Here is a 22,699-nt window from a genome sequence, read left to right on the forward strand (position 1 = left end):
ATTCGTGGGGTGCGAATCCGGATGACTCCCGGCGCAAGACAAACTTGTGCCCGTTACCCACAGGCTGTGGGAAAGGCTGTCCCCATGGGGATGAAATGGCCTGGGGATGACTCGCAACGGGGGTGAAATCGCGGGCGAAACTTGTCGTCCGTTTCATCCCGTGGTTTATCCTAGCGCTTTCCACAGGGTTACCCCGGCGGCGCCAGAACAGGGCCTGCCGGCTTCTCGACAAAGGCTATCCATGCAGCGCCTGCACCTTCACCTGCTGTCGGACTCCACAGGTGAAACCCTTGAAATGATTGCAAAAGCGGCTCTCGCCCAGTTCGAGGACGCCGATGTAGTGCGTCATTTCTGGCCGATGGTCCGCTCGCAACAGCATCTAGACCGTATCCTGGGTGAAATTTCCGCCAACCCGGGACTAGTGCTTTTTACGCTGGTCAACACCGAAACGCGTGACCGGCTCGAGCAGCGCTGCGCCACGCTGGGGCTGCCTTGCGTGGCCGCGCTCGATGCCGTGACCAATGCGCTGGAACAGCAATTGGGCCAGGAAGCGCGTGGGCGGCCGGGCCGCCAGCACATGATGGACGAAGCCTATTTCCAGCGGGTGGACGCGATCCAGTTCACCATTGCCCACGACGATGGCGTGGGCTGGGAAAACTGGGAAGAGGCCGACATCCTGCTGGCCGGCGTTTCGCGCAGTTCCAAGACGCCCACGTCGATCTATCTCGCCAACCGTGGCTACAAGGTGGCGAATATCCCGATCGTGGTGGAAAGCCCGCCGCCGCCCACGCTCTACACCGTGCGACGGCCGTTGATCGTGGGGCTGACCACCAGCCCCGAACGGCTGATCGCGGTGCGCCGCAACCGGCTGCTCTCGCTCAACCAGGCGCCAGAGACCGCTTACGTCGATAGCGAGCATGTGGCGCGCGAAGTGCAATATGCCCGGCGGATGTTTGCCGACAACGGCTGGCCGGTCATTGACGTTTCGCGTCGATCCATCGAGGAGACGGCCGCAGCGGTGATCACGCTCTACAACGAGCGCAAGGTTGCCGGTGACGCCAATCCAGGAATGAAGGCCCTATGATCGTGTGTGTTTCATGATAGTGCTGGCTTCGCAAAGCGCCTCGCGCAAGGCCATGCTCGATGCGGCCGGCGTGCCCTATGAAGCGCGCGCTTCGGATGTGGACGAAGGCGAAATCAAGCGCGAGCTGATCGGCGTTCCGGGTTGCCAGGTGGCGCAGATCCTGGCCGAGGCCAAGGCCATGCCGGTTTCGGCGGCGCTGCCCGGCCGGCTGGTGCTGGGCGGGGATTCGCTGGTGGAGGTGTGCGGCCGTTCATTCGACAAGCCGCAGAGCCGGGCCCAGGCGGCCGAGCACCTGCGGTTCTTTTCGGGGCAGACGATGCTGCTGCACAGCGCTGCGGTGCTGATGCGCGATGGCGCGGTCACGTGGCGCCATTGCGAGACGGCAAAGCTCAAGGTTCGCCGGCTTTCCGACAGCTTTATCGACAGCTATCTCGACAGGGAATGGCCTGCCGTTTCCGGCTGCGTCGGGGTGTTCCGGATCGAGGCGCTGGGCGTGCAACTGTTCGAAAGCATCGAGGGCAGCCACTTCACCGTGCTGGGCATGCCGCTGATCGCCCTGCTGGCCGCGCTGCGCGAGGCTGGGGAGCTGGCGTCGTGAGCAGGAGCGTGCCTTATGCCGAGGTGATCGGCGATCCTATCGCGCAGTCCAAGTCTCCCGTGATCCACCGCTATTGGCTGGAGCAACTGGGCCTGGCCGGTGATTACTGCCACGCGCACGTGACGGCCCAAGGCCTTGCCGATTACCTTGCCGAGCGCCGCGGCGATCCGGCCTGGCGCGGCTGCAACGTGACCATGCCGCACAAGCAGGCGGTCATCCCCTTGCTCGATCGGCTCGATCCGCTGGCTGCGCGCATCGGCGCGGTCAACACGATCGTGCCCGAAGCCGGCGCGCTGGTGGGTTACAACACCGACGCCCCCGGTTTCATGGAGCCGTTGCAGCCGTGGCTGGACGATGCCCACCTGCTGCGCATGGCGCGCGTGATGGGCACGGGTGGCGCAGCGCGGGCGATCGTGGCCGCGCTTTCGGACGCAGGCTTCATCGTGGTGCTGGCTGGGCGCGATCCGGCCAAGGCACAGGCCCTGCTCGATGAACTGGCGCGCGGCAACAACCACCATGCGGTGGATATCGCCCATTTCGCCGATCCCACCGATTTCGAATTCGATGATCGCCAGGGGCTGTTCGATCTGGTGGTCAACGCGTCGCTGCTCGGCATGGCCGGCCAGCCGGCGCTGGCCTATGACTTGTCGCACACCCCGCCCGGCGCGGTGTTCTATGACATCGTCACCAGCCCGCTGGAAACCGATCTGCTGGCCCGTGCGCGCAGCGCGGGCTTTGCCACGGTGGATGGCCTCGCCATGCTGGTGGGCCAGGCCGACCATGCGTTTCGCCGCTTCTTTGGCGCATTGCCACCGCGCGGCGCGGCCGATGCGGAACTGCGCCGCCGGTTGCTCACGCCCGTTCCGGCATGAGCCGTCCGCCCGTGCGTCCCTTCATCCTGGGCCTGACCGGTTCGATCGGCATGGGCAAGTCTGCCGTGGCGCAGATGCTGCGCGAAGAAGGCGTGCCGGTGTTCGATGCCGATGCGCAAGTGCACCGTCTGCAAGGGCCGGGCGGCGCGCTGCTGCCCGCGATAGAAGCGGCGTTTCCCGGCACCACCGGACCAGCTGGCGTGGATCGCGGCAAGCTGGGCGCGCTGGTCTTCGGTGATCCCGCAGCCCTCGCGCGGCTGGAGCGAATCGTCCACCCGGCGGTGGCCGCAGCACGCGAGTCGTTCCTGATCGAGCACGCCGGGCAGCCCCTGGTGGTGTTCGATATTCCCTTGCTGTTCGAAAAGGGCCACCAGGCGGGGCTGGACGCAGTGGCGGTGGTGTCTGCCCCGGCCGAGGTGCAGCGCGCCCGCGTGCTGGCGCGGCCGGGCATGACTGCGGAAAAATTCGCGCAAATCCTGGCACTTCAGGTGCCCGACGCGGAAAAGCGGGCGCGTGCCGACCATGTCATCGACACGGGCCTGCCGATGGCCCAGACGCGCCGTTTGGTTAACGATCTGGTGCGGCTGCTTGGGGAAAAAAACCCCCGGGGTTGAACCCCGCGCCCCTTGCCAGCCCCCGCCGGCAGGTTCACATATCTTGCATGCGTGAGATCGTCTTCGATACCGAAACGACGGGACTCGATCCGCAGGGCGGTGACCGGCTGGTTGAACTCGGCTGTGTGGAAATGGTCAATCGGGTGCCCACCGGCGCCACGTACCACGCCTATTTCAACCCGGATCGTGATATGCCGGCCGAGGCCGAGGCCGTGCACGGCCTTTCGGCCGCGTTCCTGGCGGACAAGCCCCGTTTTGCCCAATGTGCCGCCGATTTCCTCGAATTCATCGGCGATGCGCCGCTGGTGGCGCACAACGCCGGGTTCGACTTCGGCTTCATCAACGCCGAACTGGCCGCCATCGGCCTGGACCCGGTCAGCCGCGATCGCATGGTCGATACCGTGGCGATCGCCCGGCGCAAGCATCCCGGTGCCAAGCTCAGCCTCGATGCGCTGTGCACGCGCTATGGCATCGATCGCAGCCACCGTACCAAGCACGGCGCGCTGCTCGATGCCGAGCTTCTGGCGCAACTCTATGTCGAATTGATGGGTGGCCGGCAGATCGGCCTGGAACTTGCGGCAGAGGCAAACGTCTCTTCCACAGGCACCGGGGCCGCTGCTGCCGTGGTAGCGGTGGCCCAGGCGGCCGTTGCAACAACCACCCGGATTTTCCGCGAGCCCAGGCCGCATGCGGCCAGCGAAGCGGAATTGGCCCGCCATGCGCAATTCATGGCGGGTATCAGCAACCCGCTCTGGTCGCGCTAGGGCCTGGCTTGCGCCAGCCCGCTTGGCCGGGCCGGCAACCAGGCCCTGCGACCGGATCGGGCCCAAGAAGGAGAGAAGACCCATGGACATTCGCGTTTCGGGACACCAGGTCGATACCGGTGCCGCCTTTGAAGCCCACGCGGCCGATCGGCTTTCCGGCATTGTCGACAAGTACTTCTCCCGCGCGCTTTCCTCGCAGGTCACACTGGGCAAGGCGCCGCACGGAGGATTCCGTTGCGACATCATTACCCATGTGGCGCAAGGGTTGATCCTCAAGGGCAGCGGCGTCGCGCAGGATGCGCACCAGGCGCTGGACCAGTCGGCTGAAAAGATCGACAAGCAGCTGCGCCGCTACAAGCGCCGGATCAAGAACCACTCCGAAGGCTCCGATTTTGCCCGCCGCAGCGAGGAAGCCGCCTATACCGTATTCGTGGTGGAAGAACCCACCGAGGAACACGATGACGCCGAAAACGCCGATGCGCCCCTGGTGATCGCCGAAACCCGCGTGGACGTTCCCACGGCCACGGTGTCCGATGCGGTGATCATGCTCGATCTGCGCAATACCAATGCCTTGCTGTTCAAGAACGCGGGCACGGGCGTGCACAATATGGTCTATCGCCGCGGCGATGGTTCGATCGGTTGGGTCGAACCGGCCGGCACCTGATATTTTCGGGTTTGCCCGCAAGCTCTACCGGGGCTTGCGGGCCTTGCCGGCAATACCGGCGCATTTCACCCATGATACGATTCGGCGCTTGCATGGGGATCGAATAGAGCGCATGGCGCCGCCAACTTGACTGTGCCTTCACACAGGCTGTGGCGTTTTCCGTTTCATGACCGCACTTTTTTCCATTGATCCTCAAGCTGTCCGCGTGATCCGTGCCGAATCCAAGGCGCAGATTCTGGACACGCTGGCCGATTGCTTTGCCGCGGTGTACCACCTCGATCGCGCGCATGTGCAAGAGCGTATCGAGGAGCGCGAAAACCTGGGCAGCACCGGTTTCGGCCGCGGGGTGGCCATTCCCCATGCGCGGCTTGATGGGCTTGCCCGCCCGGTGGCGGCGTTCCTGCGATTGCAGGAACCGGTCGATTTTGATTCCGCCGATGGCATGCCCGTCGATTGCGTGTTCGGCCTGCTTTCCCCCGAACAGGCCGGTGCCGTGCATCTTCAGGCGCTGGCCGCAATCAGCCGCCTGATGCGCGACGATCGCATGCACCAGCGCCTGAACAGCGCGCCCGATGCCGATGCGCTCTATGCCGTGCTGGTCAACGTGATCGATCGCGACGCGGCCTGAGGCCGGCGGATGTGACGGAGCAGGCCCGCCTTCCCGCCAGGATCGAGGTTTCCGGCTGGATTCGCGCTGCCGAGGCAGCTGGCGGCTTTGCCATGGTGCTGCACAAGGGTGATCCCGACGCGGGCACCATCGCCTTGGTGACATTGGATAATACCACTCCGCAGGGCGGCCTGGCGACCCTGTGGGAGCGCCTGCCACAGCCCGATGGAAGCCGTCCGTGGACCGCCACCAAGGCGCAAGACCCCGAAAGTAAACAAGATTTTAACGACTATATAGGGCGCAGAACCGCGTCTGATCCCGATTTGTGGCTGCTTGAACTGACCATCGCAGACGCACAACAGTTCATCGGGAACTTTGCCGGCCAAGGTTGACTTGGGTCCCTGCGCGGATAGACCACGGCCATCGATTTGCGCAGGCGGCGCCGCTTGGCATGGGGTCTTATGGCGCTGGCACGCAGACGGGGGTTTTCCGTTGTGGCCCATGGGGCAGCGCAACCGGCGTAATCGCCGGAAAAGCGCTGCTGCGCGCCACAAGCGGTCGATCACCGCCCAATGCAGATGGCCGATGACAGATCCTTTCCGCGTTGCCCGCCAGGCCCTTTCCGGCCTGCTCGCTTTGGCAGCGCTGCTTGGCGCCCCAGCAGCCCAGGCCCAGGATTCTGACCATGCCCCTGCCGCCCACCGCGAACTTCAGGTCGTGGTGGCAGAAGGCCCCGCCAACGGGGCCATCACGCTTCCCACCACCGGCCCCGCCACCACCACGCTGCCACCCGCGCGTGGCATGCTGGCCCTGGCCCCGGCACCCTCTGCCGCCAATGCCGCCACGCTGGCTGATCTGGTGGAAGCCACGCCGATGCCGGCTAATCTCTCTTCCGAACTGGAATGCCTGGCCGGCGCGGTCTATTTCGAATCCAAGAGCGAAAGCCTGGCGGGCCAACTCGCCGTCGCCCGCGTGATCGTGGCGCGCAGCCAGTCGGGCCGCTATCCGGCTTCGTATTGCGGGGTCGTCTACCAGCCTTCGCAGTTTTCGTTCGTGCGCGGCCACGCCATGCCCGCGATCAACCGCACCAGCCGCTTCTGGGCCAATGCCGTGCGCATCGCGGTGATTGCCGATCAGGGCGCCTGGAAAAGCCCGGTGGAAGGCGCGCTGTTCTTCCACGCCGCGCGCGTCTCGCCGGCCTGGGGCAAGACCCGCCTGGCAGCCATCGGCGGGCACATCTTCTACCGCTGATCTTTTCTTAAAGCGCCTTGCCGACGCGGCCGGCCACTTCGTTGACATATTGCCACGCCACGCGGCCGGAACGGCTGCCACGCCGCTTGGACCATTCCAGCGCATCGGCCGGTTCGAACGGCAGGCCAAGGTCTGCGCAATAGCCGCCGATGATCGCCAGGTAATCGTCCTGCGTGCAGGCGTGAAAACCCAGCGACAGGCCAAAGCGATCGGCAAGGGCCAGGCGATCGTCCACCGCGTCGCGCGGGTTGATCGGATCGTCCTGCTCGCTCATGTGGCGTTCCACAATCGCGCGCCGGTTCGATGTAACGGCCAGGCGCACGTTGGCCGGGCGTGCTTCCACCCCCCCTTCCAGCCACGAACGCAGCAGGCGGGCGCCTTCGGCGTCACCGGCGTCAAAGCCCAGGTCATCCAGGAACACCAGGAATCGGCGATCCACTTTGCGCAATTGCCCGAACAGCAGCGGCAGGCTGGCATCGGGCATGGCCTGGACCAGGGCGATCGCCCCGGGATGGGCGGCATCGGCGGCGTTCACCGCCGCGCGCAACACGGCCGATTTGCCCATGCCGCGCGATCCCCACAGCAGCATGTCATGCGCTGCCGCGCCGCTGGCCAGGCGTGCCACATTGGCGACGACGGCGGCCTTTTGCGCATCGATCCCGCGCATCAGGTCCAGCGCGGGCGCTTCCAGCCTGGCCACGACCCGCGCGGTTTCGCCCAGCCACACATAGGCCGGGTGCGCCAGCCAATCCACCGGGGGCGGCGGCGGCGGGGCAAGGCGTTCCAATGCCTGGGCAATGCGGTCAAGCAGGGGAATGGTCTGGTCGGTCATCACGGGCAACTTTGCTGACAGGGATGCTTTGCAAATACGCGCTGCCGCGATAGCGACGGCAGGCATGACGTCCAACCCCTTTTCCGAACCCGTGTTGCCGCCCGACATGCTTGCCGCCGATGCCGCTGGCGTGGCCGCTGCGGTTGCGGTGCTTGCGCGTGGCGGCACCGTGGCGGTGCCCACCGAGACTGTCTATGGCCTGGCCGCGCGGGCAGACCGCGACGCCGCGGTGGCGGGCATCTATCGCGCCAAGGGACGTCCCGATTTCAACCCGTTGATCGTGCACGTGCCCGATGTGGCCGCTGCCGCCCGCCTGGCCGTGCTAGATGAACGGGCCCTGGCCCTGGCTGACGCATTCTGGCCGGGTGCCCTCACCCTGGTGGTGCCGCGCCGCGCCGATTGCGGCCTGGCTGCCGCGGTCAGCGCGGGACTGCCCACGGTGGCCTTGCGCTGCCCGGCCCATCCCGTGATGCAGGCGGTACTGCGCCAGTCTGGCCTGGCGCTGGCCGCACCCTCTGCCAACCGCAGCGGCGCGATCAGCCCGACCACGGCGGCCCACGTCGCCGCCTCGCTGGGCCGCCGGGTGGACCTGGTGCTGGATGGGGGGGAAACGCGCCAGGGCATCGAATCCACGATCGTTGGCCTGCGGGCCGAAGGTGGCTGGGCCCTACTGCGCCCTGGCCCGATCACCGGCGAACAGATCGCGGCCGTGCTGGGCGAAGCGGCCGAGCAAGGGGCGGCGCGCGGCATCGAGGCGCCGGGCCAATTGGCAAGCCACTATGCGCCGGGCAAGCCGGTACGTCTGCAAGCGCAGAGCGCGCAAGCCGATGAATTCCTGATCGGTTTCGGGTCCGTCATCGGTGACGTCACGCTTTCCGCCGAGGCAGACCTGGCCGAGGCCGCGGCGCGGCTCTATGCCTGCCTGCACGCGGGTGCGGCCGCACAGCAGCCGTGCATTGCCGTGGCACCCGTCCCCGATGTGGGCATTGGCGCAGCGATCAACGATCGGCTGCGCCGCGCGGCGGCATAGGCGCCCGCCACCGGCTCAATGGCTGTTGAGATCGTCCACCACGGCCTGGGCGGCGGTGGCGCGCGAGCAGGCGCGGCGGTTGCCCTTGCGGCAGGCGGCCTGTTCGTTGGCAAGGCGTGCCTGTGCCTTGGCCAGGGCTTGCGCATGCTGCTGGGCCCGCATGGCCTGGGCGGCCGGATCGGGCCGGGTGGGATCGCGCGGGGGCTGGTTCTGCATGGCGCAGCCGGCCATCAAGATCGCCGGAATCGCCAGAAAAATCGCTTTGCGTGTCATATGCCCGCCCGTCATTCTCGTGCCTTTCTCTTGGCCGGCCCCAAGCGATCCGCATTGGCCCTGCCCGCCGCGAAACGAAAAAGGCCGCCGGTGGTTCCGGCGGCCCGTTTCACGTGAAACATCCGAAGGATAAATGCCGATCAGACGGTTTCGTAGTACTTGGGTGCGTGCTCGTTGAGGATCGCCAGGATCTTCTTGAGCGCGGCCGGCTCGTCGGTCTTTTCCATCGCGGCCAGTTCGCGCGCGAGGCGCGAAGACGCGGCTTCGAAGATCTGCCGTTCGGAATAGCTCTGCTCGGGCTGGTCGTCGGCGCGGAACAGGTCGCGCGTCACTTCCGCGATCGAGACGAGATCGCCCGAATTGATCTTGGCTTCATATTCCTGGGCGCGGCGCGACCACATGGTGCGCTTCACCTTGGGCTTGCCCTTGAGCGTGTCGAGCGCTTCACGCAGCGTCTTGTCCGAAGACAGCTTGCGCATGCCGATCGCTTCGACCTTGTTGACCGGAACGCGAAGCGTCATGCGCTCCTTTTCAAAGCGGAGCACATAGAGCTCCAGCTTCATGCCCGCGATTTCTTCCTGCTGAAGCTCGACCACGCGGCCGACACCATGCTTCGGGTAAACGACGTAATCCCCAACATCGAAGGCAAGAGCCTTGGCTGCCATTTCTTATCCTTTCGACGCCGGCAGACGGGACGGCGGGGGCGGGATGCCCGGCTAGGGAAAAACCATGACGGCGAACCGATATGCCAGCGCCACCCCGCCCTGCCCGGTTTGATGATCCGGCTGCGGGGCTGGTCCCGTGGAGTGCGAACTGGCAAAGAACCGTATGAAGCCCGGCCGGGGCCCTGCGATCGACGAGGCGATCCGATAGCGCGATCCGTCAGCGTTTTCCGTTTGCCGCCTGTTTCTGCCTTCTCGTAACAAAAAGGGCGCCTGGCAAACAATTTGCCCGGCGCTTGATGGCCATATAGCAGCTTTGTGGCAAAATTACCAGACCCGAGCGCGCAAAAGGCGCGCGCGGATCGGTCGCACCCGGCAAAACCTGCCGGGGCAGCCCTGGTTTTTGGGCCGCCACGGGCCGGATCGGGCCCGTGTGCGGTGGAACGGGGCCCCGATTCCGGCGCCCCGGCGAATCAGTCGCCCTCGCCCGGCTCGGGCGAGAACTGGTTCTCGAACTTGTTGTCCACGCCCTTCCAGGCGTCGGCATCGGCCGGCGCGTCCTTCTTCGTGGTGATGTTCGGCCATTCGGCGGAATACTTGGCATTCAGCTCAAGCCACTGCTCAAGGCCGCTTTCGGTATCGGGCAGAATCGCTTCAGCCGGGCATTCGGGTTCGCACACCCCGCAGTCGATGCACTCGCTGGGGTTGATCACCAGCATGTTGTCGCCTTCATAGAAGCAGTCGACGGGGCACACTTCCACGCAGTCCATGTACTTGCAGCGGATGCAGGCATCGGTGACGACGTAAGTCATGCTGTTGGTATTTCCTCAAGGCTCGATTTGGGGCCGTGCTAGAGGCGTCTGGGGCGCCGCGTCAAGCACCCGATAGCATCCTTGTGCTTCCAGCGCCGGCCCTCGCCGCCCCGGCAGGCTCACGATCTCGATCACGCGCACGGCATTGCGCAGCGGCAGCACCAGCACGTCACCCACTTTAACCCCGGCGCTGCAGCGTTCCACCCGCCGTCCGTTCAAGCGGATATGGCCTTCCTCCACCCAGCCCTGAGCCAGGCTGCGGCTGCCGGCAAAGCGCAGGAACCAAAGCAACTTGTCGATCCGCATCCGTGCTCCCTTGGTGTGATCGGTTCCCTTTATCGCAACAGTGTGGCCAACGCGGCAAAGGCGCCGGTGGCGGGCGCGGCCGCGGGCGTGCCCGCGCCGCCCTTGCCCCTTGGGGCTGTCTTGGTGCCGGCGCCGCGTGCGCTGGCTTGGGCTGGCGCGCGTGGCGGCCGCCATTCCCACAGCGGCGGTGCGGGCGGCCCGGCCTGGCCTTCGTCCAAGGCGCGGGGCACCTGGGCGCGAAAGCCGGCCTGGCGCAGCAGCGCGGCGTAGGCCGCCGTGGTCAAGCCCATCGAGCGGGCCAGCGCCGGGTCGAGCACGAAGCGGCGGCCGCTGGTGGCCTGGCGCGTGCCATGCGCGGCATGCACCAGGCGCTCTGCCAGATCGACGCGCAGTGCCTGCGGGCCCGCCCGGCGATAGCCCAGTGGCACGGTCTGGCCGGGCAAGACCGGGGCCAGGCCCGCCGGTGGCGGCACTGCCGCCAGGCCCCAGACCCGCGCGAGGGCGCACCAGGCCGCAAGCGGCGCAGTGCGCAACGCTGCCGGCACAAAGACATCGAGCGCGCCGACCTGGATCCCGAGCTTGCGCGCCATCGTCCGCTGCGCCGGGGTCAGGTCTTCCAGCCGGGCTGATTCGCGCGGGATCGTTCCCCCCGCTTCGACCAGGTGCAGCGCCAGCGCGCGCAGCGCCGCACCCGCGTCGGGATCGCGCGTGGCATCGGCGAGGCGGCGCAGCGGGCGCAGCGCCGACGCCATGCTGTGCAAGAGCCACGCATTGAGCGCGGCCTGCACTCGCTCACGCTCGGCCGGGGGCAGGCGGTCGAGCGCGGGATCGAGCATGAGGCGCGGTTCGAGCAAGCTGCGACCCTTGGCCAATCGCGCCACCGGCATATCGCGCCAGTGGACCTGGCCTTCGTGCAGCACGAGATCGCGCCCGGCGCGGGCGTCGTCGGCCAGTGCTGCCAGGCGCGCCGCGAGCAGGCCCGGCAGGTGGCGCTCCGCCGCCGCGAGCAGCAACTTGCGATCGGTCGCGCGCGCCAGGGGATCGACCACGAAGCGAAAGCCTTCAAGATGGCCGATCGGTTCGTCATCGACCAGCACGGCGCCGTTTTCGCCCAGCCGCACGGGCAGCAGCGAGGCATCTGCCCCGGCCTTGCGCATCAGCACGGTGGTGCGGCGGTTGACGAAGCGTTCGGTCAGCCGCCCGTGCAGCGCATCGGACAGGCGCGTTTCCACGGCGCGCGCGCGGGCGGCCATCTCGTCGCGCGCCAAGACCCAATCGGGCCGCTGCGCAATGTAGGACCAGCTGCGAATCGCCGAAATGCGCCCTTGCAGGGTGTCGATATCGCCCGATGGATTGTCGAGCTGGGCAATGGCCTGGGCCACGTAATCGGCGCCGAGATAGCCGCCGCGCAGATCCTGCCACAGCCGCGCCACGAAGCGGGCGTGGGTTTCGGCGCCTTGCTGGCGAAAGTCGGGCAGCGAGCACACATGCCAGAACCGCTCCACGCTGCGCGCGCCCCGCACCGTACCGGCCACGTCCGGCTCCTCCGCCAGGCGGCGCAACACGGCCAGGTCGATCGCCTCGGGTGGCGTGGCCAGTTCGGGCCGGGGCGGCGGGCTTTCCAGGTCGGCGATCAGCGTGGCGAGCGTATCGAAGCGCGGCTCCGCCTCGCGCCAGAACAGCCGGGTCAGCGGGGGAAAGCGATGCTCTTCGATGGCATAGACTTCCTCGTCGGTGAATTCCGGGTCGCGCCCGCCCGTTCCGGCCCCACTCATTCCGGCAAGCGTGCCGAACGTGCCGTCCTTGTGGTGCCGCCCGGCGCGCCCGGCGATCTGGGCCATTTCCGCCGTGGTCAGCCGGCGGTGGCGGTGCCCGTCGTATTTCGACAGGCCGGCAAAGGCGACATGCTCCACATCGAGGTTGAGCCCCATGCCCACGGCATCGGTGGCCACCAGGTAATCGACCTCGCCCGACTGGTACATCGCCACCTGGGCGTTGCGCGTCTGAGGGCTGAGCGCGCCCATCACCACTGCTGCGCCGCCGCGAAAGCGGCGCAACATCTCGGCCATGACATAGACCTGCTCGGCCGAAAACGCGACGATCGCGCTGCGCGGAGGAATGCGGCTGAGCTTCTTGGCGCCGACATGGCTGAGCGTGGAAAAGCGCGGGCGGGTTACCACTTCGGCCTGCGGCACCAGCGCCTTGACCATGGGTTCGAGCGTCGCCGAACCCAGCAGCATCGTCTCTTCGCGGCCGCGCGCGTGCAGCAGGCGATCGGTGAAGATGTGGCCGCGCTCGGGATCGGCGGAAAGCTGCGCTTCGTCGAGCGCGACGAAGGCCAGGTCGGGCCGCGCCGGCATGGCCTCGGCCGTGCACAGCAGCCAGCGCGCGTCCTTGGGCTCGATTCGTTCCTCGCCGGTGATCAGGGCAACCTGGGCCGGCCCCTTGATCGCGCAGACGCGGTCATAGACCTCGCGCGCCAGCAGCCGCAGCGGAAAGCCGATCGCGCCGGATGAGTGAGCGCAGAGGCGCTCGATCGCCAAGTGCGTCTTGCCGGTGTTGGTGGGGCCAAGCACGGCCTTGACGCTGCCGCTGGAAGGGCGATTCGCCGACGAGGTCACTCGCGGAGAGGCGGGCACGCGGTTGGCCATATCGCCAAATGTGGCGGCGGCATCCCGCCCACGCAAGAAGGCGCGGAGGATTTATCCCCCGCGCCCTTGGTTCCTGTGTTGAAAACCGGACGGAACGCCCGGCATTCAAAGCCGGTCAGGCGTCGTAGTCTGCACCCAGCGAGGTGTTGCGCACCGGCGCTGCGGCCGTGATGCGCAGCGCTTCGGCCGACTGCGAAAGCGAGCCGATTTCATCGACTTCGTCATCGTCGTCGGGCAGCACGCGCTGCAGCGACTGGATCAGGTTTTCCTTGAGGATGGTGGGTCGCACGGTTTCTTCGGCGATCTCACGCAGCGCCACGACCGGGTTCTTGTCGCGGTCGCGATCGACGGTGAGTTCGGCACCGCCCGAAATCGCGCGGGCGCGCTCGGCGGCCAGCAGGACCAGATCGAAACGGTTGGGAACCTTGTCGACGCAATCTTCGACGGTAACGCGCGCCATGGGCACTCCGAAAAATAGGAATGAGCGGGAAGAGCGTGCAGCTAGGTAGCCGTGGCCGAAAAGTCAAGGAAATTGGCATCCAGCCGCCCGGTGCCCCCGGCACGGCGCCCGTCCCGTGGCACGCGCTCGGCGCAAACCGCGAATCGTCATGTCCAAGTGGTGCAATCGCTGCGATGACAAAAGAGTTGTTTGATTTTTGTCGGAACTGCGCAAACAAAGGTAACGTAAAGGCAAGACTTGATAGATAGGTTCGACAATACCGGGATCGTGTGCACCCGGCCAAAAGGGGAACCGCACGCATTGGAGACCAGGGCCGTGGCCCAGCGCAACGATCTGCCCGATCCACCCGGGCATGACATCGCCGCCCCTTCCACCGGTGCCGAGATGCGCGCCGCGCCCCGCTTCACCCTGCTGATCCGTGCCGCCAAGCTGATCGTCGATGGCCGCGAATTCCTGTGCATCCTGCGCGATGCTTCGGCCACCGGCGTCAAGATCCGGTTGTTCACGCCGATTCCCGATCACCAGACCCTGGCGATCGAGCTTGGCAACGGCGATCGCCACGACGCGCGCCTGGTGTGGACCACGGGCGATCATGCCGGCCTGCAATTCCTTGAAGAAGTCGACGTCCAGCGCCTGATCGACGAGCACGACGGCCCCTACCCGCGCCGCCAGGTGCGCCTGCGCCTGGTGCTCGATGCGGTGCTGCATTCGGGCGGGGAAAGCGTGCACGTGCAGTTCCACGATATTTCGCAGCAGGGCGCCTGCATCGAATGCGAAAAGTGGCTGATGGTGCACGAACTGGTGCGGCTGGATACCGGCGTGATGCAGCCGATCTATGCCAAGGTGCGCTGGCGTAACCACCCGCGCTATGGCCTGGTGTTCGAACAGACTTTCAAGCTGGACGAACTGGCCCGCATTTCCGCTCCGCTGCAATTGAGCCAAGCTTTGGCCGAAGCGGCACGGCGCAAGGGCCGGCCCGGTTGAGCGCGCGCGCGGGTCTGCCACCCCGCGCCAAATCCGGATGCACCCGGCAAGGACTGCTTAACGTTAACCGTCCTTTATCCATTTTCCGGCATCCCGCTTTCATCAGCGAAACCGCTTGGACGGGGGCATGGGATGGTTAACGGTTTGAGCACGGCTGCCGGGGATGGCCGTCAATATGATGTTGATGTGGCGATCATCGGGGCTGGGCCTGCGGGCCTGACGGCGGGCTATCTCCTCACCAAGCAGGGCCTGTCGGTGGCGATCATCGAAAAGGACACGCGTTACGTCGGCGGGATCAGTCGCACGGTCGAACACGACGGCTATCGCTTCGACATCGGCGGGCATCGCTTCTTTTCCAAGTCGCAGGCCGTGGTGGACCTGTGGAACGAGATCCTGCCCGACGATTTCATCCAGCGCCCGCGGATGAGCCGCATCTATTACGAGGGCAAGTTCTATTCCTATCCGCTGCGGGCGTTCGAGGCACTGTTCAACCTGGGGGTGATTCGTTCCACGCTGTGCATGGCCAGCTATGTGAAGGCCAAGGCCTTCCCCAAGAAGACCGTGCGCAGTTTCGAGGACTGGACGACCAACCAGTTCGGGCAGAAACTCTATTCGATCTTCTTCAAGACCTATACTGAAAAGGTCTGGGGCATGCCCTGCAACGAGATGAGCGCCGACTGGGCCGCGCAGCGCATCAAGGGGCTTTCGCTCGGCGCTGCCGTGCTCGACGGGTTCAAGCGCAGCCTGGGCCTCAACAAGAAGCCCAACGACGGCATGGCCACCAAGACCCTGCTGGAAACCTTCCGCTATCCGCGCCTCGGGCCGGGCATGATGTGGGAAGCCGCGCGCGACAAGATTCTGGCCAAGGGCGGCCACATCCTGATGGGCCACGCGATGAAGCAGCTCGCGGCCGATGGCCAGGGCGGCTGGCGCCTGGCGGCTACGCGCGCCGATGGCGGCGAGACGACGATCCGCGCGCGCCACGCGATTTCCTCGGCCCCGATGCGCGAGCTGGCCGCGCGGATGCACCCGCTGCCGCAGACCACGATCGAGGCCAACGACCTGAAGTACCGCGATTTCCTTACCGTGGCGCTCAAGATCCGGTCGGAAGACCTGTTCCCCGACAACTGGATCTACATCCACGACAGCAAGGTGAAAGTCGGCCGCATCCAGAACTTCCGCTCGTGGTCGCCCGAAATGGTGCCGGACGACAGCGTGGCCTGCGTGGGCCTGGAATACTTCTGCTTCGAAGGCGACGACCTGTGGGCATCGAGCGACGATGACCTGGTGGCGCTGGCCACCCGCGAGATGGAAATCCTGGGCCTCGTGCGCCCGGACCAGGTGATCGGCGGCGTGGTGGTACGCCAGGAAAAGGCCTACCCGGTCTATGACGATACCTATGCCGCCAACGTCGCGGCCATGCGCACCGAACTGGAAGCGGCCTATCCCAGTCTGCACCTGGTGGGCCGCAACGGCATGCACCGCTACAACAACCAGGACCACGCGATGATGACGGCGATGCTGACGGTGGAAAACATCGTGGCCGAACGCCGCGTATATGACACCTGGTGCGTCAACGAAGACGCCGAATATCACGAGGCGGGTGCCGAGGGCGATGAAAGCGGGTTGCCGGCGACGCGCCCGGTGACGGCTGACCAGGCCGCTGCCCTGGCATCGGTGCGCGCGGTTCCGGCCCGGATCGATCCGGCTGCCGATCGGCGCGCGGCCTGAATTCTTGCCGGTTTTGCCCGGATGCGTGATGTATCCGGGCACACTGCCCGTTCGACCAAAGGCGATATGGTGATGATGGCAATGGTCATGCCCCTTTTCCAGCGCGTCAGCCAGTACACGCTGGTGCGCTATATCCTGGCCAGCGTGGGGGCGCTGGCGGTGGATATGGGCAGTTTCCTCGCGCTGTTGTCGTTCGGCGTGCCGGCCGTGGCGGCTTCGGCGCTGGGCTATGCCCTGGGCATCGCGGCGCATTGGCTGCTGTCGAGCCGGGCGGTGTTCGCCGACAGCGTGGCGCAGACCGGGCCGGCCCGCGTGCGCCAGCAGGCGCTGTTCGTGGGATCGGCGCTGGTCGGCCTGGCCATCACGACCGTGGTGGTCGGCGCCATGGCGCACCTGGGCCTTGATCCGCGCCTGGCCAAGTTCCTGGCGATTGTCCTCAGCTTTGCCGCAACCTGGGTCCTGCGCAAGCAGGTGGTGTTCCGCGCATGACCACGCTGGCCGCGTCGCCGATGGTCGATCTGCGGGGGCCAATGCCGCTGGGGGCCGAAACCGGCCGCCCGGCCCCGATCTGGCGTTCGATCCTGCTCTTCTGGGCGCTGATCGTGGCGCTGCAGATGCTGGTGCAGGTGCCCAATATCCTGGCCGTGCGCATGGGCGATCCCGATGATGTGCTGCGCCTGGTCCAGGTGCGCGATTTACTGGCCGGCCAGGGCTGGTTCGACATGCACCAATATCGCGTCATGGCGCCCGAAGGCGTGCTGATGCACTGGTCGCGCCTGGTCGATATCCCGCTTGCTGCCGTCATTGTGTTGTTCCGCCCGCTGGTCGGCCAGGCGGGCGCGGAAGTGGCCGCGCTGTTGATCGTGCCGGCGCTTACGGTCCTGTGTACCTTGGCGCTGGCCATGCACACCGCCAACCGCCTGTTTGGGCGCCATGCCGCGCTGATGGCCGGGGTGGTGGTGGGGCTGTCGGGCACGATGCTGCACCAGATGCAGCCGCTGCGTATCGATCACCATGGCTGGCAGATCGTGGCCGCGTTGGGCGCCATGGCCGGGTTGCACGCGCGCGATCCGCGCCGGGGCGGCTGGATCATCGGCCTGTCGCTGGCTGCCAGCCTGACGATTTCCCTGGAAGGGCTGCCGCTGGCCGCGCTGTTCATCGGCGCCTTGGCCCTGCGCGCAATCATCGAGCGGCGAAACGCCGATGCATGGCAGCGGCTGGGCCATACCGCGCTGGCGCTGGCGGTTGGCACCGCCGGGCTGTTCCTGGCCTGCCGGGGCCTGGCCGATCTGGCGCAGCATTGCGATGCGGTTTCGCCCATGCACCTGGCCGCGCTGGGCTGGACCGCGCTGTGCTGTGGCGGATTGGCGCTATGGCGCCCACGCTCGCCGCTGGTGGCGCTGGGCGTGCTGGCGCTGGCGGCGGGCGGAGCGGCGGCGATGATCGCTGGCGCCGCGCCGCAATGTGCGACGGGGGCGTTCGGTGGCATCGATCCTTATGTGAAGTCGCACTGGCTTGACCATGTGCGCGAAGGCCTGCCGGTGTGGCGCAGCCCGCTGCAAGACGCCGTGGCGCTGGTCGGCGTGGTGCCGCTGGGCCTCTGGGCCTGCTGGCGCCTGCTGCGCAGCGCGCCAGCGCGGGCCGAACAACTGCGCTGGGCCGAACACGGCCTGATCCTGCTGGGCGCGGCAGCTGTGGGTCTGCTGGTGGGCCGCGCGATGATCACGGCGGTGGGCCTGGCCATCGTGCCGGCCGCCTGGCAGGTTTCGCAATGGCGCATGCGCGCCGTGGCACAGTCCGGCAATGGCCGCCGCATGGCCTATAACCTGCTAATTCTGCTCACTGTTCTGCCGGTCATTGCGATTGCCGTGCCCAAGGCGGCGCTGGCGGCGATGGGCCATCACCCCCAGAATCGATCCAAGGGGCTGGGCAGCCTGACCGGCTGCGACTTTGCCGCGGGCCTGGCGCCGCTGGCCACGATGCCGGCTACTGACATCTTTGCCCCGGTTGATATCGGGCCTAACATCCTGCTGCGTACCCGGCAGCGTGTGGTGGCCACCGGCCATCACCGCGCCGCCGCCGCGATCAGCGATGTCATGCACGGCTTCACGGCCCCGCCGGACCAGGCGCTGGCCTATATGCACAAGCGCCACGCGACGCTGGTGGTGGTCTGCACAGTGGCGCCTGAGATGGGCCTCTATCGTGCGCAAGCGCCCGATGGCCTGGCCGCGCGCCTCTTGGCGGGCAAGCCCCCGGCCTGGCTCAAGCCGGTCGCCACGCCGCCCATACCGGCCGGCGCCGAGCCGACCAACATCGCGATCTGGCGCGTGGTCGGCTGAATCAGCCCTCGCGGGCGATTTCGCGCCAGCCGATGTCGCGGCGGCAGAATCCGTCGGCAAAATCGAGTGCATCCACCGCGGCATAAGCCGCATCGCGCGCCGCGCGCACGGTCTTGCCGCGCGCCGTCACGTTGAGCACGCGGCCGCCGGAGGAAATCAGCTGGCCGTCGCCATCCTGCGCGGTGCCGGCGTGGAACACCTTGGCCCCGCTCGCTTCGGCCGCCGCGATGCCGCCGATATGACCGCCCTTTTTCGGCGTGCCGGGATAGCCCTGCGCGGCCATCACCACGGTCAGCGCGGGATCGCTGCTGAAGCGCGGCGGCTCCACGCTGGACAGGCGGTTTTCCGCGCAGGCCAGCAGCAGTTCCACCAGGTCGGTTTCCAGCCGCAGCATCAGCACCTGGCATTCCGGATCGCCGAAGCGCGCGTTGTATTCGATCAGTTGCGGGCCCTTGGCGGTCAGCATCAGCCCGGCATAGAGCACGCCGGAATAAGGCGTGCCGGCATCCTGCATGGCTTTCACCGTCGGCACGATGATCTGCGCCATGGCCTGGGCTTCCAGCGCCGGGGTCAGCACGCGGGCCGGGCTATAGGCGCCCATACCGCCAGTGTTGGGGCCGGTGTCGCCATCGCCCACGCGCTTGTGATCCTGGGCCGAGGCGAGCGGCAGCACGGTGGCGCCGTCGGTCAGGGCAAAGAAGCTGGCTTCCTCCCCTTCGAGGAATTCCTCGATCACCACTTCGGCCCCGGCTTCGCCGAACTGCCCGTCGAACATGTCGTCCACCGCGGCGCGGGCTTCGTCCATGGTCATGGCCACGACCACGCCCTTGCCGGCGGCCAGGCCATCGGCCTTGATCACCACCGGGGCGCCGAACTGGTCGAGCGCGGCATGCGCGGCAGGGGCGCTGGTGGCGCGGACATAGCCGGCGGTGGGAATGTTGGCCTTGGCGCAGAGATCCTTGGTAAAGCCCTTGGACCCTTCGAGCTGCGCGGCGGCCTTGCTTGGCCCGAACACCGGAATACCCTCGCCGCGCAGCGAATCGGCCAGGCCATCGACCAGCGGCGCTTCCGGCCCGATCACCACCAGCCCGATGCGTTGCTCGGCGCAAAAGGCGATGACGGCGGGATGATCGGTGGCGTCGAGCGCCACGAGTTGCGCGTCCTGGGCGATGCCGGGATTGCCGGGTGCCGCATAGAGCTTGCTGCACAGCGGGGATTGGGCCAGTTTCCAGGCCAGGGCATGTTCGCGCCCGCCCGAACCCAACAACAGGATATGCATGCCCTTCCCTTCCGCGCCTTCTGACGACGATGACTTTCGCAAGGACGGGCTCCTAGCGAGCGAACGCGCCGGCGACAACGCCCCGGCCCTGTCGATTTCCGAGATTTCTGCCCAGCTCAAGCGCACGGTGGAAGACCGCTTCGGCTTCGTGCGCGTGCGCGGGGAGCTTTCGGGCGTGAAGCGCGCGGCTTCGGGCCACCTCTACATGTCGCTCAAGGATGAAGGTGCGCGGCTCGATGGCGTGATGTGGCGCGGCAATGCGCAGCGCCTGGGCTTTGTGCCCGAAGACGGCGTGGAAGTGATCGCCACCGGCAAGCTGACGACCTATCCCGGCCGCTCGAACTACCAGATCGTGGTCGATCGCATGGAGATTGCCGGCGAAGGCGCGCTGCTCGCCCTGCTGGCCAAGACCAAGGCGCGGCTGGAGGCCGAAGGGTTGTTTTCGCCCCAGCGCAAGCGCGCGCTGCCGTTCCTGCCGCGCGTGATCGGGGTGGTCACCTCGCCCACCGGCGCGGTGATCCGCGACATTCTTCACCGCCTGTCCGATCGCTTTCCCAGCCATGTCGTGGTCTGGCCTGTGCTGGTCCAGGGCCAGGGCGCGGCGGCGCAGGTGGCCGCAGCGGTGCGTGGCTTTTCCGATCTGGCGCCGGGCGGCCCGGTGCCGCGCCCCGATGTGGTGATCGTGGCGCGCGGCGGCGGCTCGATCGAGGACCTGTGGAGCTTCAACGAGGAAGAGGTGGTGCGCGCGATCGCCGCCAGCACGATTCCCGTGATCAGCGCCGTGGGCCATGAAACCGACACCACCCTCGCCGATTTCGCGGCGGACCTGCGCGCCCCCACGCCCACGGCGGCGGCGGAGCTGGTCGTGCCGGTGCGCGCCGAACTGGCCGCGCAAGTCCATGAACTGCAGGCCCGGCGCGGCCGGGCGCTGGCTCGCCTGTTGGCCCATGCGCGCGAGCGGCTGGAGGTGCGCAGCCAGCGCCTGCCCAGCCCGCAGGCCCTGCTCAGCCCGCAAAGCCAGCGGCTGGACGACCTGTCGGATCGCCTGCGCCGCGCCCTGGTCCACCGCACCGAAATCGCTGCCGGGGTGCTCGCCCGCCACGGTGGCGCGCTGCGTCCGGCTCTGCTCACCCAGCGGCTGGACCGCGAGCGCGAACGATTGACGGCGCAGCGCCTCCGGCCCGAAGCGCTGTTGCAGCGGATCGAACACGCGCGCGGCCGGGTCGAGGCGCTTGATCGCCTGCGCCGCTCGCTCGATCCCGAGGCGCCGTTGCAGCGCGGCTATGTGCTGGTGACCGATCGCGATGACCATGTGGTGAAAGACCGCGCCACCGCTGCCGCGCGCGCCGCGCTGACGCTGAAATTCGCCGATGGCACGCTCGATGTGACCACCGGCGATGCGCCGGCGCCGCCCACGGCCGCTGCGCGCTCTGCCAGCCGCCCGCGCAGCACGGCGGAAAGCGTCCAGCCCAAGCTGCTGTGATTTGCCAAGGCCGGTGGCAGCGCGTAAAACGGCGGCCATGTTGATGTCTCCCACTGGCCGCCTTGCCCGCCTGCACTATCTGCCCGGAACCTTTCGCCAGCTTTCGGCCGGTGACCACGTGATCTGCGCGGTCAGCGGCGTGCCGATCCCGCTCGACGCGCTGCGCTATTGGAGCGCCGAGTTGCAGGAAGCCTATGCCACCCCCGAAATAGCCACGCGGCGATTGCTGGGGCAGGCGGGCTGAGATGTCGGGGCTGACCCGCCGCGCGATCATGGCGGGCGGGTTGGGTGTGCTGGCCCTGCCGCGCGCGGGGCTGGCCCAACAAGCCGATGCCCAGGGGCCGCGCTGGCCGGCACGCCTGTCCCAAGGGGGCTGGCTGCGCGGGCAGGCCCCGGCTGGCGTGGTGGCGGTCGAACTGGATGGCACGCCTTTGCCGCTGGCCGAAGATCGCCAATTCTTCGTTGGATTTGACCGCGACGCTCCGGCCCAGGCCATGGTGACGCTGATTGACGCCGGCGGCCGGCGCACCACGGTCCCCTTTGCCATCACGCCGCGCGCCTGGCAGATCGAGCGCGTCGATGCGCCCTTGCGGCCGCCAGGCGTGCCCGATGCCGAATTCCTGGCCCGCCGCACGCAGGAACGCGCACAGATCGATGCCGCGCGGGCGCGGCGCACCTCCGCCCAGGGCTGGCGACAAGCCATGGTGCGTCCTGCACCTGGGCGCTTTTCCGGGCGCTTTGGAGCGCAGCGGGTCTATCGCGGACAGCCTGGCGCCTATCACGGCGGGCTGGACATGGCCTCGCCAGCCGGAACGCCATTCGTGGCCCCGGCCGATGGTGTCGTCGTGCTGGCGGCGCAGGTGCCATTCAGCCTGGAGGGGCGCCTTTTGATGCTCGACCACGGGATGGGCCTGGGCAGCGCATTTCTGCATTGCAGCACGCACTTGGTGCGCGAAGGCGACGAGGTTGCGCAGGGCCAGCCGATCGGCACCGTCGGCATGACGGGGCGGGCCACCGGCCCTCACCTGCACTGGGCCCTGGCCTGGCAGGCGGGCAGCCTGCTGCGCCGGCTCGATCCGCTGCTATTCCTCGCCTGACGGGCTGCCAGCAGTTGCGACGGCGCTGATACAGGCGTGCCCAATCGTCTCACCTGAAATCGTCGATGGTTTCATTGGAAAATGACTGTTGCAGATGTGCACGTAATATTTCGACATTAAACTACTAAATTTCATGGGTTTGCAGATACTGTTGTCGCTTTGTCACACAGTGGTAGTCATTTATTTTGGCTCTGCACAATGCGCTTTCAAGGCGGCCCAAATCTCACAAGAAACCGGTCCATCGATCCCGGCACTCGTGGAACTTTGCTGTGGTTTGCCTGTCGCGGGCCATGGCATCGGAGTGTC

General features: G+C 67.1%; 25 protein-coding genes. 17 read left to right on the forward strand and 8 right to left on the reverse strand.

The window, feature by feature from the left end; translation table 11 throughout:
* Positions 1-241 precede the first annotated feature (241 nt).
* The 9 genes from FHW94_RS10210 to FHW94_RS10250 all read left to right on the forward strand — a co-directional run bounded on the left by FHW94_RS10210 (position 242) and on the right by FHW94_RS10250 (position 6,454).
* A complete protein-coding gene (locus FHW94_RS10210; protein ID WP_168555731.1) occupies positions 242-1,084 on the forward strand; it encodes a pyruvate, water dikinase regulatory protein in 843 nt (280 codons plus the stop codon).
* A gap of 13 nt (positions 1,085-1,097) precedes the next feature.
* The gene (locus FHW94_RS10215; RefSeq protein ID WP_168555732.1) at positions 1,098-1,682 is read left to right on the forward strand and encodes a nucleoside triphosphate pyrophosphatase; all 585 of its coding nucleotides are present in this window, start codon (positions 1,098-1,100) and stop codon (positions 1,680-1,682) included.
* A complete protein-coding gene (locus FHW94_RS10220) occupies positions 1,679-2,554 on the forward strand; it encodes a shikimate dehydrogenase (RefSeq protein ID WP_168555733.1) in 876 nt (291 codons plus the stop codon). Before FHW94_RS10215 ends, FHW94_RS10220 begins: the two co-directional genes overlap by 4 nt.
* On the forward strand, positions 2,551-3,168 hold the full coding sequence (coaE, locus tag FHW94_RS10225; protein ID WP_168555734.1) for a dephospho-CoA kinase: 618 nt from the start codon (positions 2,551-2,553) through the stop codon (positions 3,166-3,168). The genes FHW94_RS10220 and coaE overlap by 4 nt, the downstream gene beginning before the upstream one ends.
* A gap of 47 nt (positions 3,169-3,215) precedes the next feature.
* On the forward strand, positions 3,216-3,932 hold the full coding sequence (dnaQ, locus tag FHW94_RS10230) for a DNA polymerase III subunit epsilon (RefSeq protein WP_168555735.1): 717 nt from the start codon (positions 3,216-3,218) through the stop codon (positions 3,930-3,932).
* Positions 3,933-4,014: 82 nt separating this feature from the next.
* A complete protein-coding gene (raiA, locus tag FHW94_RS10235; protein WP_168555736.1) occupies positions 4,015-4,596 on the forward strand; it encodes a ribosome-associated translation inhibitor RaiA in 582 nt (193 codons plus the stop codon).
* Between the two features lie 166 nt (positions 4,597-4,762).
* A complete protein-coding gene (locus tag FHW94_RS10240; protein ID WP_168555737.1) occupies positions 4,763-5,224 on the forward strand; it encodes a PTS sugar transporter subunit IIA in 462 nt (153 codons plus the stop codon).
* Between the two features lie 11 nt (positions 5,225-5,235).
* Positions 5,236-5,595 (forward strand): DUF1491 family protein, encoded by a 360-nt coding sequence (locus tag FHW94_RS10245; protein WP_168555738.1) that lies wholly within the window; start codon positions 5,236-5,238, stop codon positions 5,593-5,595.
* A 193-nt stretch (positions 5,596-5,788) separates the two neighbouring features.
* Positions 5,789-6,454: a cell wall hydrolase gene (locus FHW94_RS10250; RefSeq protein ID WP_168555739.1), complete on the forward strand. Its 666-nt coding sequence runs from the start codon at positions 5,789-5,791 to the stop codon at positions 6,452-6,454.
* A 7-nt stretch (positions 6,455-6,461) separates the two neighbouring features.
* Here the strand turns inward: FHW94_RS10250 and FHW94_RS10255 are convergent, their stop codons facing one another.
* A complete protein-coding gene (locus FHW94_RS10255) occupies positions 6,462-7,286 on the reverse strand; it encodes a DUF815 domain-containing protein (RefSeq protein WP_168555740.1) in 825 nt (274 codons plus the stop codon).
* A gap of 106 nt (positions 7,287-7,392) precedes the next feature.
* Between FHW94_RS10255 and FHW94_RS10260 the strand changes: the two genes are divergently transcribed.
* Entirely contained in the window at positions 7,393-8,316 is a 924-nt protein-coding gene (locus tag FHW94_RS10260) for an L-threonylcarbamoyladenylate synthase (protein ID WP_246866095.1), read from the forward strand.
* Between the two features lie 15 nt (positions 8,317-8,331).
* Here FHW94_RS10260 and FHW94_RS10265 read toward each other — a convergent pair whose 3' ends face one another.
* The 6 genes from FHW94_RS10265 to rpoZ all read right to left on the reverse strand — a co-directional run bounded on the left by FHW94_RS10265 (position 8,332) and on the right by rpoZ (position 13,480).
* Positions 8,332-8,589, reverse strand: coding sequence for a hypothetical protein (locus FHW94_RS10265; RefSeq protein WP_168555742.1), 258 nt, complete (start codon positions 8,587-8,589; stop codon positions 8,332-8,334).
* Positions 8,590-8,729: 140 nt separating this feature from the next.
* Positions 8,730-9,254: a CarD family transcriptional regulator gene (locus tag FHW94_RS10270; protein WP_022675317.1), complete on the reverse strand. Its 525-nt coding sequence runs from the start codon at positions 9,252-9,254 to the stop codon at positions 8,730-8,732.
* Between the two features lie 470 nt (positions 9,255-9,724).
* Positions 9,725-10,063 carry a ferredoxin FdxA gene (gene fdxA / locus FHW94_RS10275; RefSeq protein WP_168555743.1) on the reverse strand — a complete coding sequence of 113 codons (339 nt, stop codon included), beginning with the start codon at positions 10,061-10,063 and terminating at the stop codon, positions 9,725-9,727.
* A 15-nt stretch (positions 10,064-10,078) separates the two neighbouring features.
* Positions 10,079-10,369, reverse strand: a complete 291-nt coding sequence (locus FHW94_RS10280; protein ID WP_168555744.1) for an RNA-binding S4 domain-containing protein — start codon at positions 10,367-10,369, stop codon at positions 10,079-10,081.
* Between the two features lie 29 nt (positions 10,370-10,398).
* Complete coding sequence (locus FHW94_RS10285; RefSeq protein ID WP_168555745.1) at positions 10,399-13,020, reverse strand: helicase-related protein; 2,622 nt, start codon at positions 13,018-13,020, stop codon at positions 10,399-10,401.
* A 115-nt stretch (positions 13,021-13,135) separates the two neighbouring features.
* A complete protein-coding gene (gene rpoZ / locus FHW94_RS10290; protein ID WP_168555746.1) occupies positions 13,136-13,480 on the reverse strand; it encodes a DNA-directed RNA polymerase subunit omega in 345 nt (114 codons plus the stop codon).
* Positions 13,481-13,795: 315 nt separating this feature from the next.
* Here rpoZ and FHW94_RS10295 point away from each other — a divergent pair, with 315 nt between their 5' ends.
* The 4 genes from FHW94_RS10295 (at position 13,796) to FHW94_RS10310 (ending at position 18,534) form a co-directional block, all read left to right on the forward strand.
* Positions 13,796-14,464 carry a PilZ domain-containing protein gene (locus FHW94_RS10295; protein ID WP_248290481.1) on the forward strand — a complete coding sequence of 223 codons (669 nt, stop codon included), beginning with the start codon at positions 13,796-13,798 and terminating at the stop codon, positions 14,462-14,464.
* Positions 14,465-14,596: 132 nt separating this feature from the next.
* The gene (locus tag FHW94_RS10300) at positions 14,597-16,195 is read left to right on the forward strand and encodes an NAD(P)/FAD-dependent oxidoreductase (RefSeq protein ID WP_168555747.1); all 1,599 of its coding nucleotides are present in this window, start codon (positions 14,597-14,599) and stop codon (positions 16,193-16,195) included.
* An 87-nt stretch (positions 16,196-16,282) separates the two neighbouring features.
* Entirely contained in the window at positions 16,283-16,684 is a 402-nt protein-coding gene (locus tag FHW94_RS10305; RefSeq protein ID WP_349237489.1) for a GtrA family protein, read from the forward strand.
* Complete coding sequence (locus tag FHW94_RS10310) at positions 16,681-18,534, forward strand: hypothetical protein (protein ID WP_168555749.1); 1,854 nt, start codon at positions 16,681-16,683, stop codon at positions 18,532-18,534. The genes FHW94_RS10305 and FHW94_RS10310 overlap by 4 nt, the downstream gene beginning before the upstream one ends.
* A 1-nt stretch (position 18,535) precedes the next feature.
* Here the strand turns inward: FHW94_RS10310 and purD are convergent, their stop codons facing one another.
* Positions 18,536-19,813, reverse strand: a complete 1,278-nt coding sequence (gene purD / locus FHW94_RS10315; protein WP_168555750.1) for a phosphoribosylamine--glycine ligase — start codon at positions 19,811-19,813, stop codon at positions 18,536-18,538.
* On the opposite strand from purD, the gene xseA reads away from it, so the two are divergent.
* The 3 genes from xseA to FHW94_RS10330 are packed head-to-tail and all read left to right on the forward strand — an operon-like array spanning position 19,812 to position 22,393.
* On the forward strand, positions 19,812-21,296 hold the full coding sequence (gene xseA / locus FHW94_RS10320; protein WP_168555751.1) for an exodeoxyribonuclease VII large subunit: 1,485 nt from the start codon (positions 19,812-19,814) through the stop codon (positions 21,294-21,296). The two genes, purD and xseA, sit on opposite strands and share 2 nt — an antisense overlap.
* 37 nt (positions 21,297-21,333) lie before the next feature.
* Complete coding sequence (locus FHW94_RS10325; RefSeq protein WP_168555752.1) at positions 21,334-21,540, forward strand: DUF2093 domain-containing protein; 207 nt, start codon at positions 21,334-21,336, stop codon at positions 21,538-21,540.
* A 1-nt stretch (position 21,541) separates the two neighbouring features.
* A complete protein-coding gene (locus FHW94_RS10330; RefSeq protein WP_246866059.1) occupies positions 21,542-22,393 on the forward strand; it encodes a M23 family metallopeptidase in 852 nt (283 codons plus the stop codon).
* The last annotated feature ends 306 nt before the right edge of the window (positions 22,394-22,699 follow it).

The sequence above is a fragment of the Novosphingobium sp. SG720 genome, assembly GCF_012275365.1.
Taxonomy (GTDB): Bacteria; Pseudomonadota; Alphaproteobacteria; order Sphingomonadales; family Sphingomonadaceae; genus Novosphingobium; species Novosphingobium rhizosphaerae.

Excerpts from the sequence above, each read along its gene's own strand:
- FHW94_RS10210 (WP_168555731.1), top strand. The coding sequence starts at position 242 with ATGCAGCGCCTGCACCTTCACCTGCTGTCGGACTCCACAGGTGAAACC.
- FHW94_RS10215 (WP_168555732.1), top strand. The coding sequence starts at position 1,098 with ATGATAGTGCTGGCTTCGCAAAGCGCCTCGCGCAAGGCCATGCTCGAT.
- coaE (WP_168555734.1), top strand. The coding sequence starts at position 2,551 with ATGAGCCGTCCGCCCGTGCGTCCCTTCATCCTGGGCCTGACCGGTTCG.
- dnaQ (WP_168555735.1), top strand. The coding sequence starts at position 3,216 with ATGCGTGAGATCGTCTTCGATACCGAAACGACGGGACTCGATCCGCAG.
- raiA (WP_168555736.1), top strand. The coding sequence starts at position 4,015 with ATGGACATTCGCGTTTCGGGACACCAGGTCGATACCGGTGCCGCCTTT.
- FHW94_RS10240 (WP_168555737.1), top strand. The coding sequence starts at position 4,763 with ATGACCGCACTTTTTTCCATTGATCCTCAAGCTGTCCGCGTGATCCGT.
- FHW94_RS10250 (WP_168555739.1), top strand. The coding sequence starts at position 5,789 with ATGACAGATCCTTTCCGCGTTGCCCGCCAGGCCCTTTCCGGCCTGCTC.
- FHW94_RS10255 (WP_168555740.1), bottom strand. The coding sequence starts at position 7,286 with ATGACCGACCAGACCATTCCCCTGCTTGACCGCATTGCCCAGGCATTG.
- FHW94_RS10260 (WP_246866095.1), top strand. The coding sequence starts at position 7,393 with ATGCTTGCCGCCGATGCCGCTGGCGTGGCCGCTGCGGTTGCGGTGCTT.
- FHW94_RS10265 (WP_168555742.1), bottom strand. The coding sequence starts at position 8,589 with ATGACACGCAAAGCGATTTTTCTGGCGATTCCGGCGATCTTGATGGCC.
- FHW94_RS10270 (WP_022675317.1), bottom strand. The coding sequence starts at position 9,254 with ATGGCAGCCAAGGCTCTTGCCTTCGATGTTGGGGATTACGTCGTTTAC.
- fdxA (WP_168555743.1), bottom strand. The coding sequence starts at position 10,063 with ATGACTTACGTCGTCACCGATGCCTGCATCCGCTGCAAGTACATGGAC.
- FHW94_RS10280 (WP_168555744.1), bottom strand. The coding sequence starts at position 10,369 with ATGCGGATCGACAAGTTGCTTTGGTTCCTGCGCTTTGCCGGCAGCCGC.
- FHW94_RS10285 (WP_168555745.1), bottom strand. The coding sequence starts at position 13,020 with ATGGCCAACCGCGTGCCCGCCTCTCCGCGAGTGACCTCGTCGGCGAAT.
- rpoZ (WP_168555746.1), bottom strand. The coding sequence starts at position 13,480 with ATGGCGCGCGTTACCGTCGAAGATTGCGTCGACAAGGTTCCCAACCGT.
- FHW94_RS10300 (WP_168555747.1), top strand. The coding sequence starts at position 14,597 with ATGGTTAACGGTTTGAGCACGGCTGCCGGGGATGGCCGTCAATATGAT.
- FHW94_RS10305 (WP_349237489.1), top strand. The coding sequence starts at position 16,283 with ATGCCCCTTTTCCAGCGCGTCAGCCAGTACACGCTGGTGCGCTATATC.
- FHW94_RS10310 (WP_168555749.1), top strand. The coding sequence starts at position 16,681 with ATGACCACGCTGGCCGCGTCGCCGATGGTCGATCTGCGGGGGCCAATG.
- xseA (WP_168555751.1), top strand. The coding sequence starts at position 19,812 with ATGCCCTTCCCTTCCGCGCCTTCTGACGACGATGACTTTCGCAAGGAC.
- purD (WP_168555750.1), bottom strand. The coding sequence starts at position 19,813 with ATGCATATCCTGTTGTTGGGTTCGGGCGGGCGCGAACATGCCCTGGCC.
- FHW94_RS10325 (WP_168555752.1), top strand. The coding sequence starts at position 21,334 with ATGTTGATGTCTCCCACTGGCCGCCTTGCCCGCCTGCACTATCTGCCC.
- FHW94_RS10330 (WP_246866059.1), top strand. The coding sequence starts at position 21,542 with ATGTCGGGGCTGACCCGCCGCGCGATCATGGCGGGCGGGTTGGGTGTG.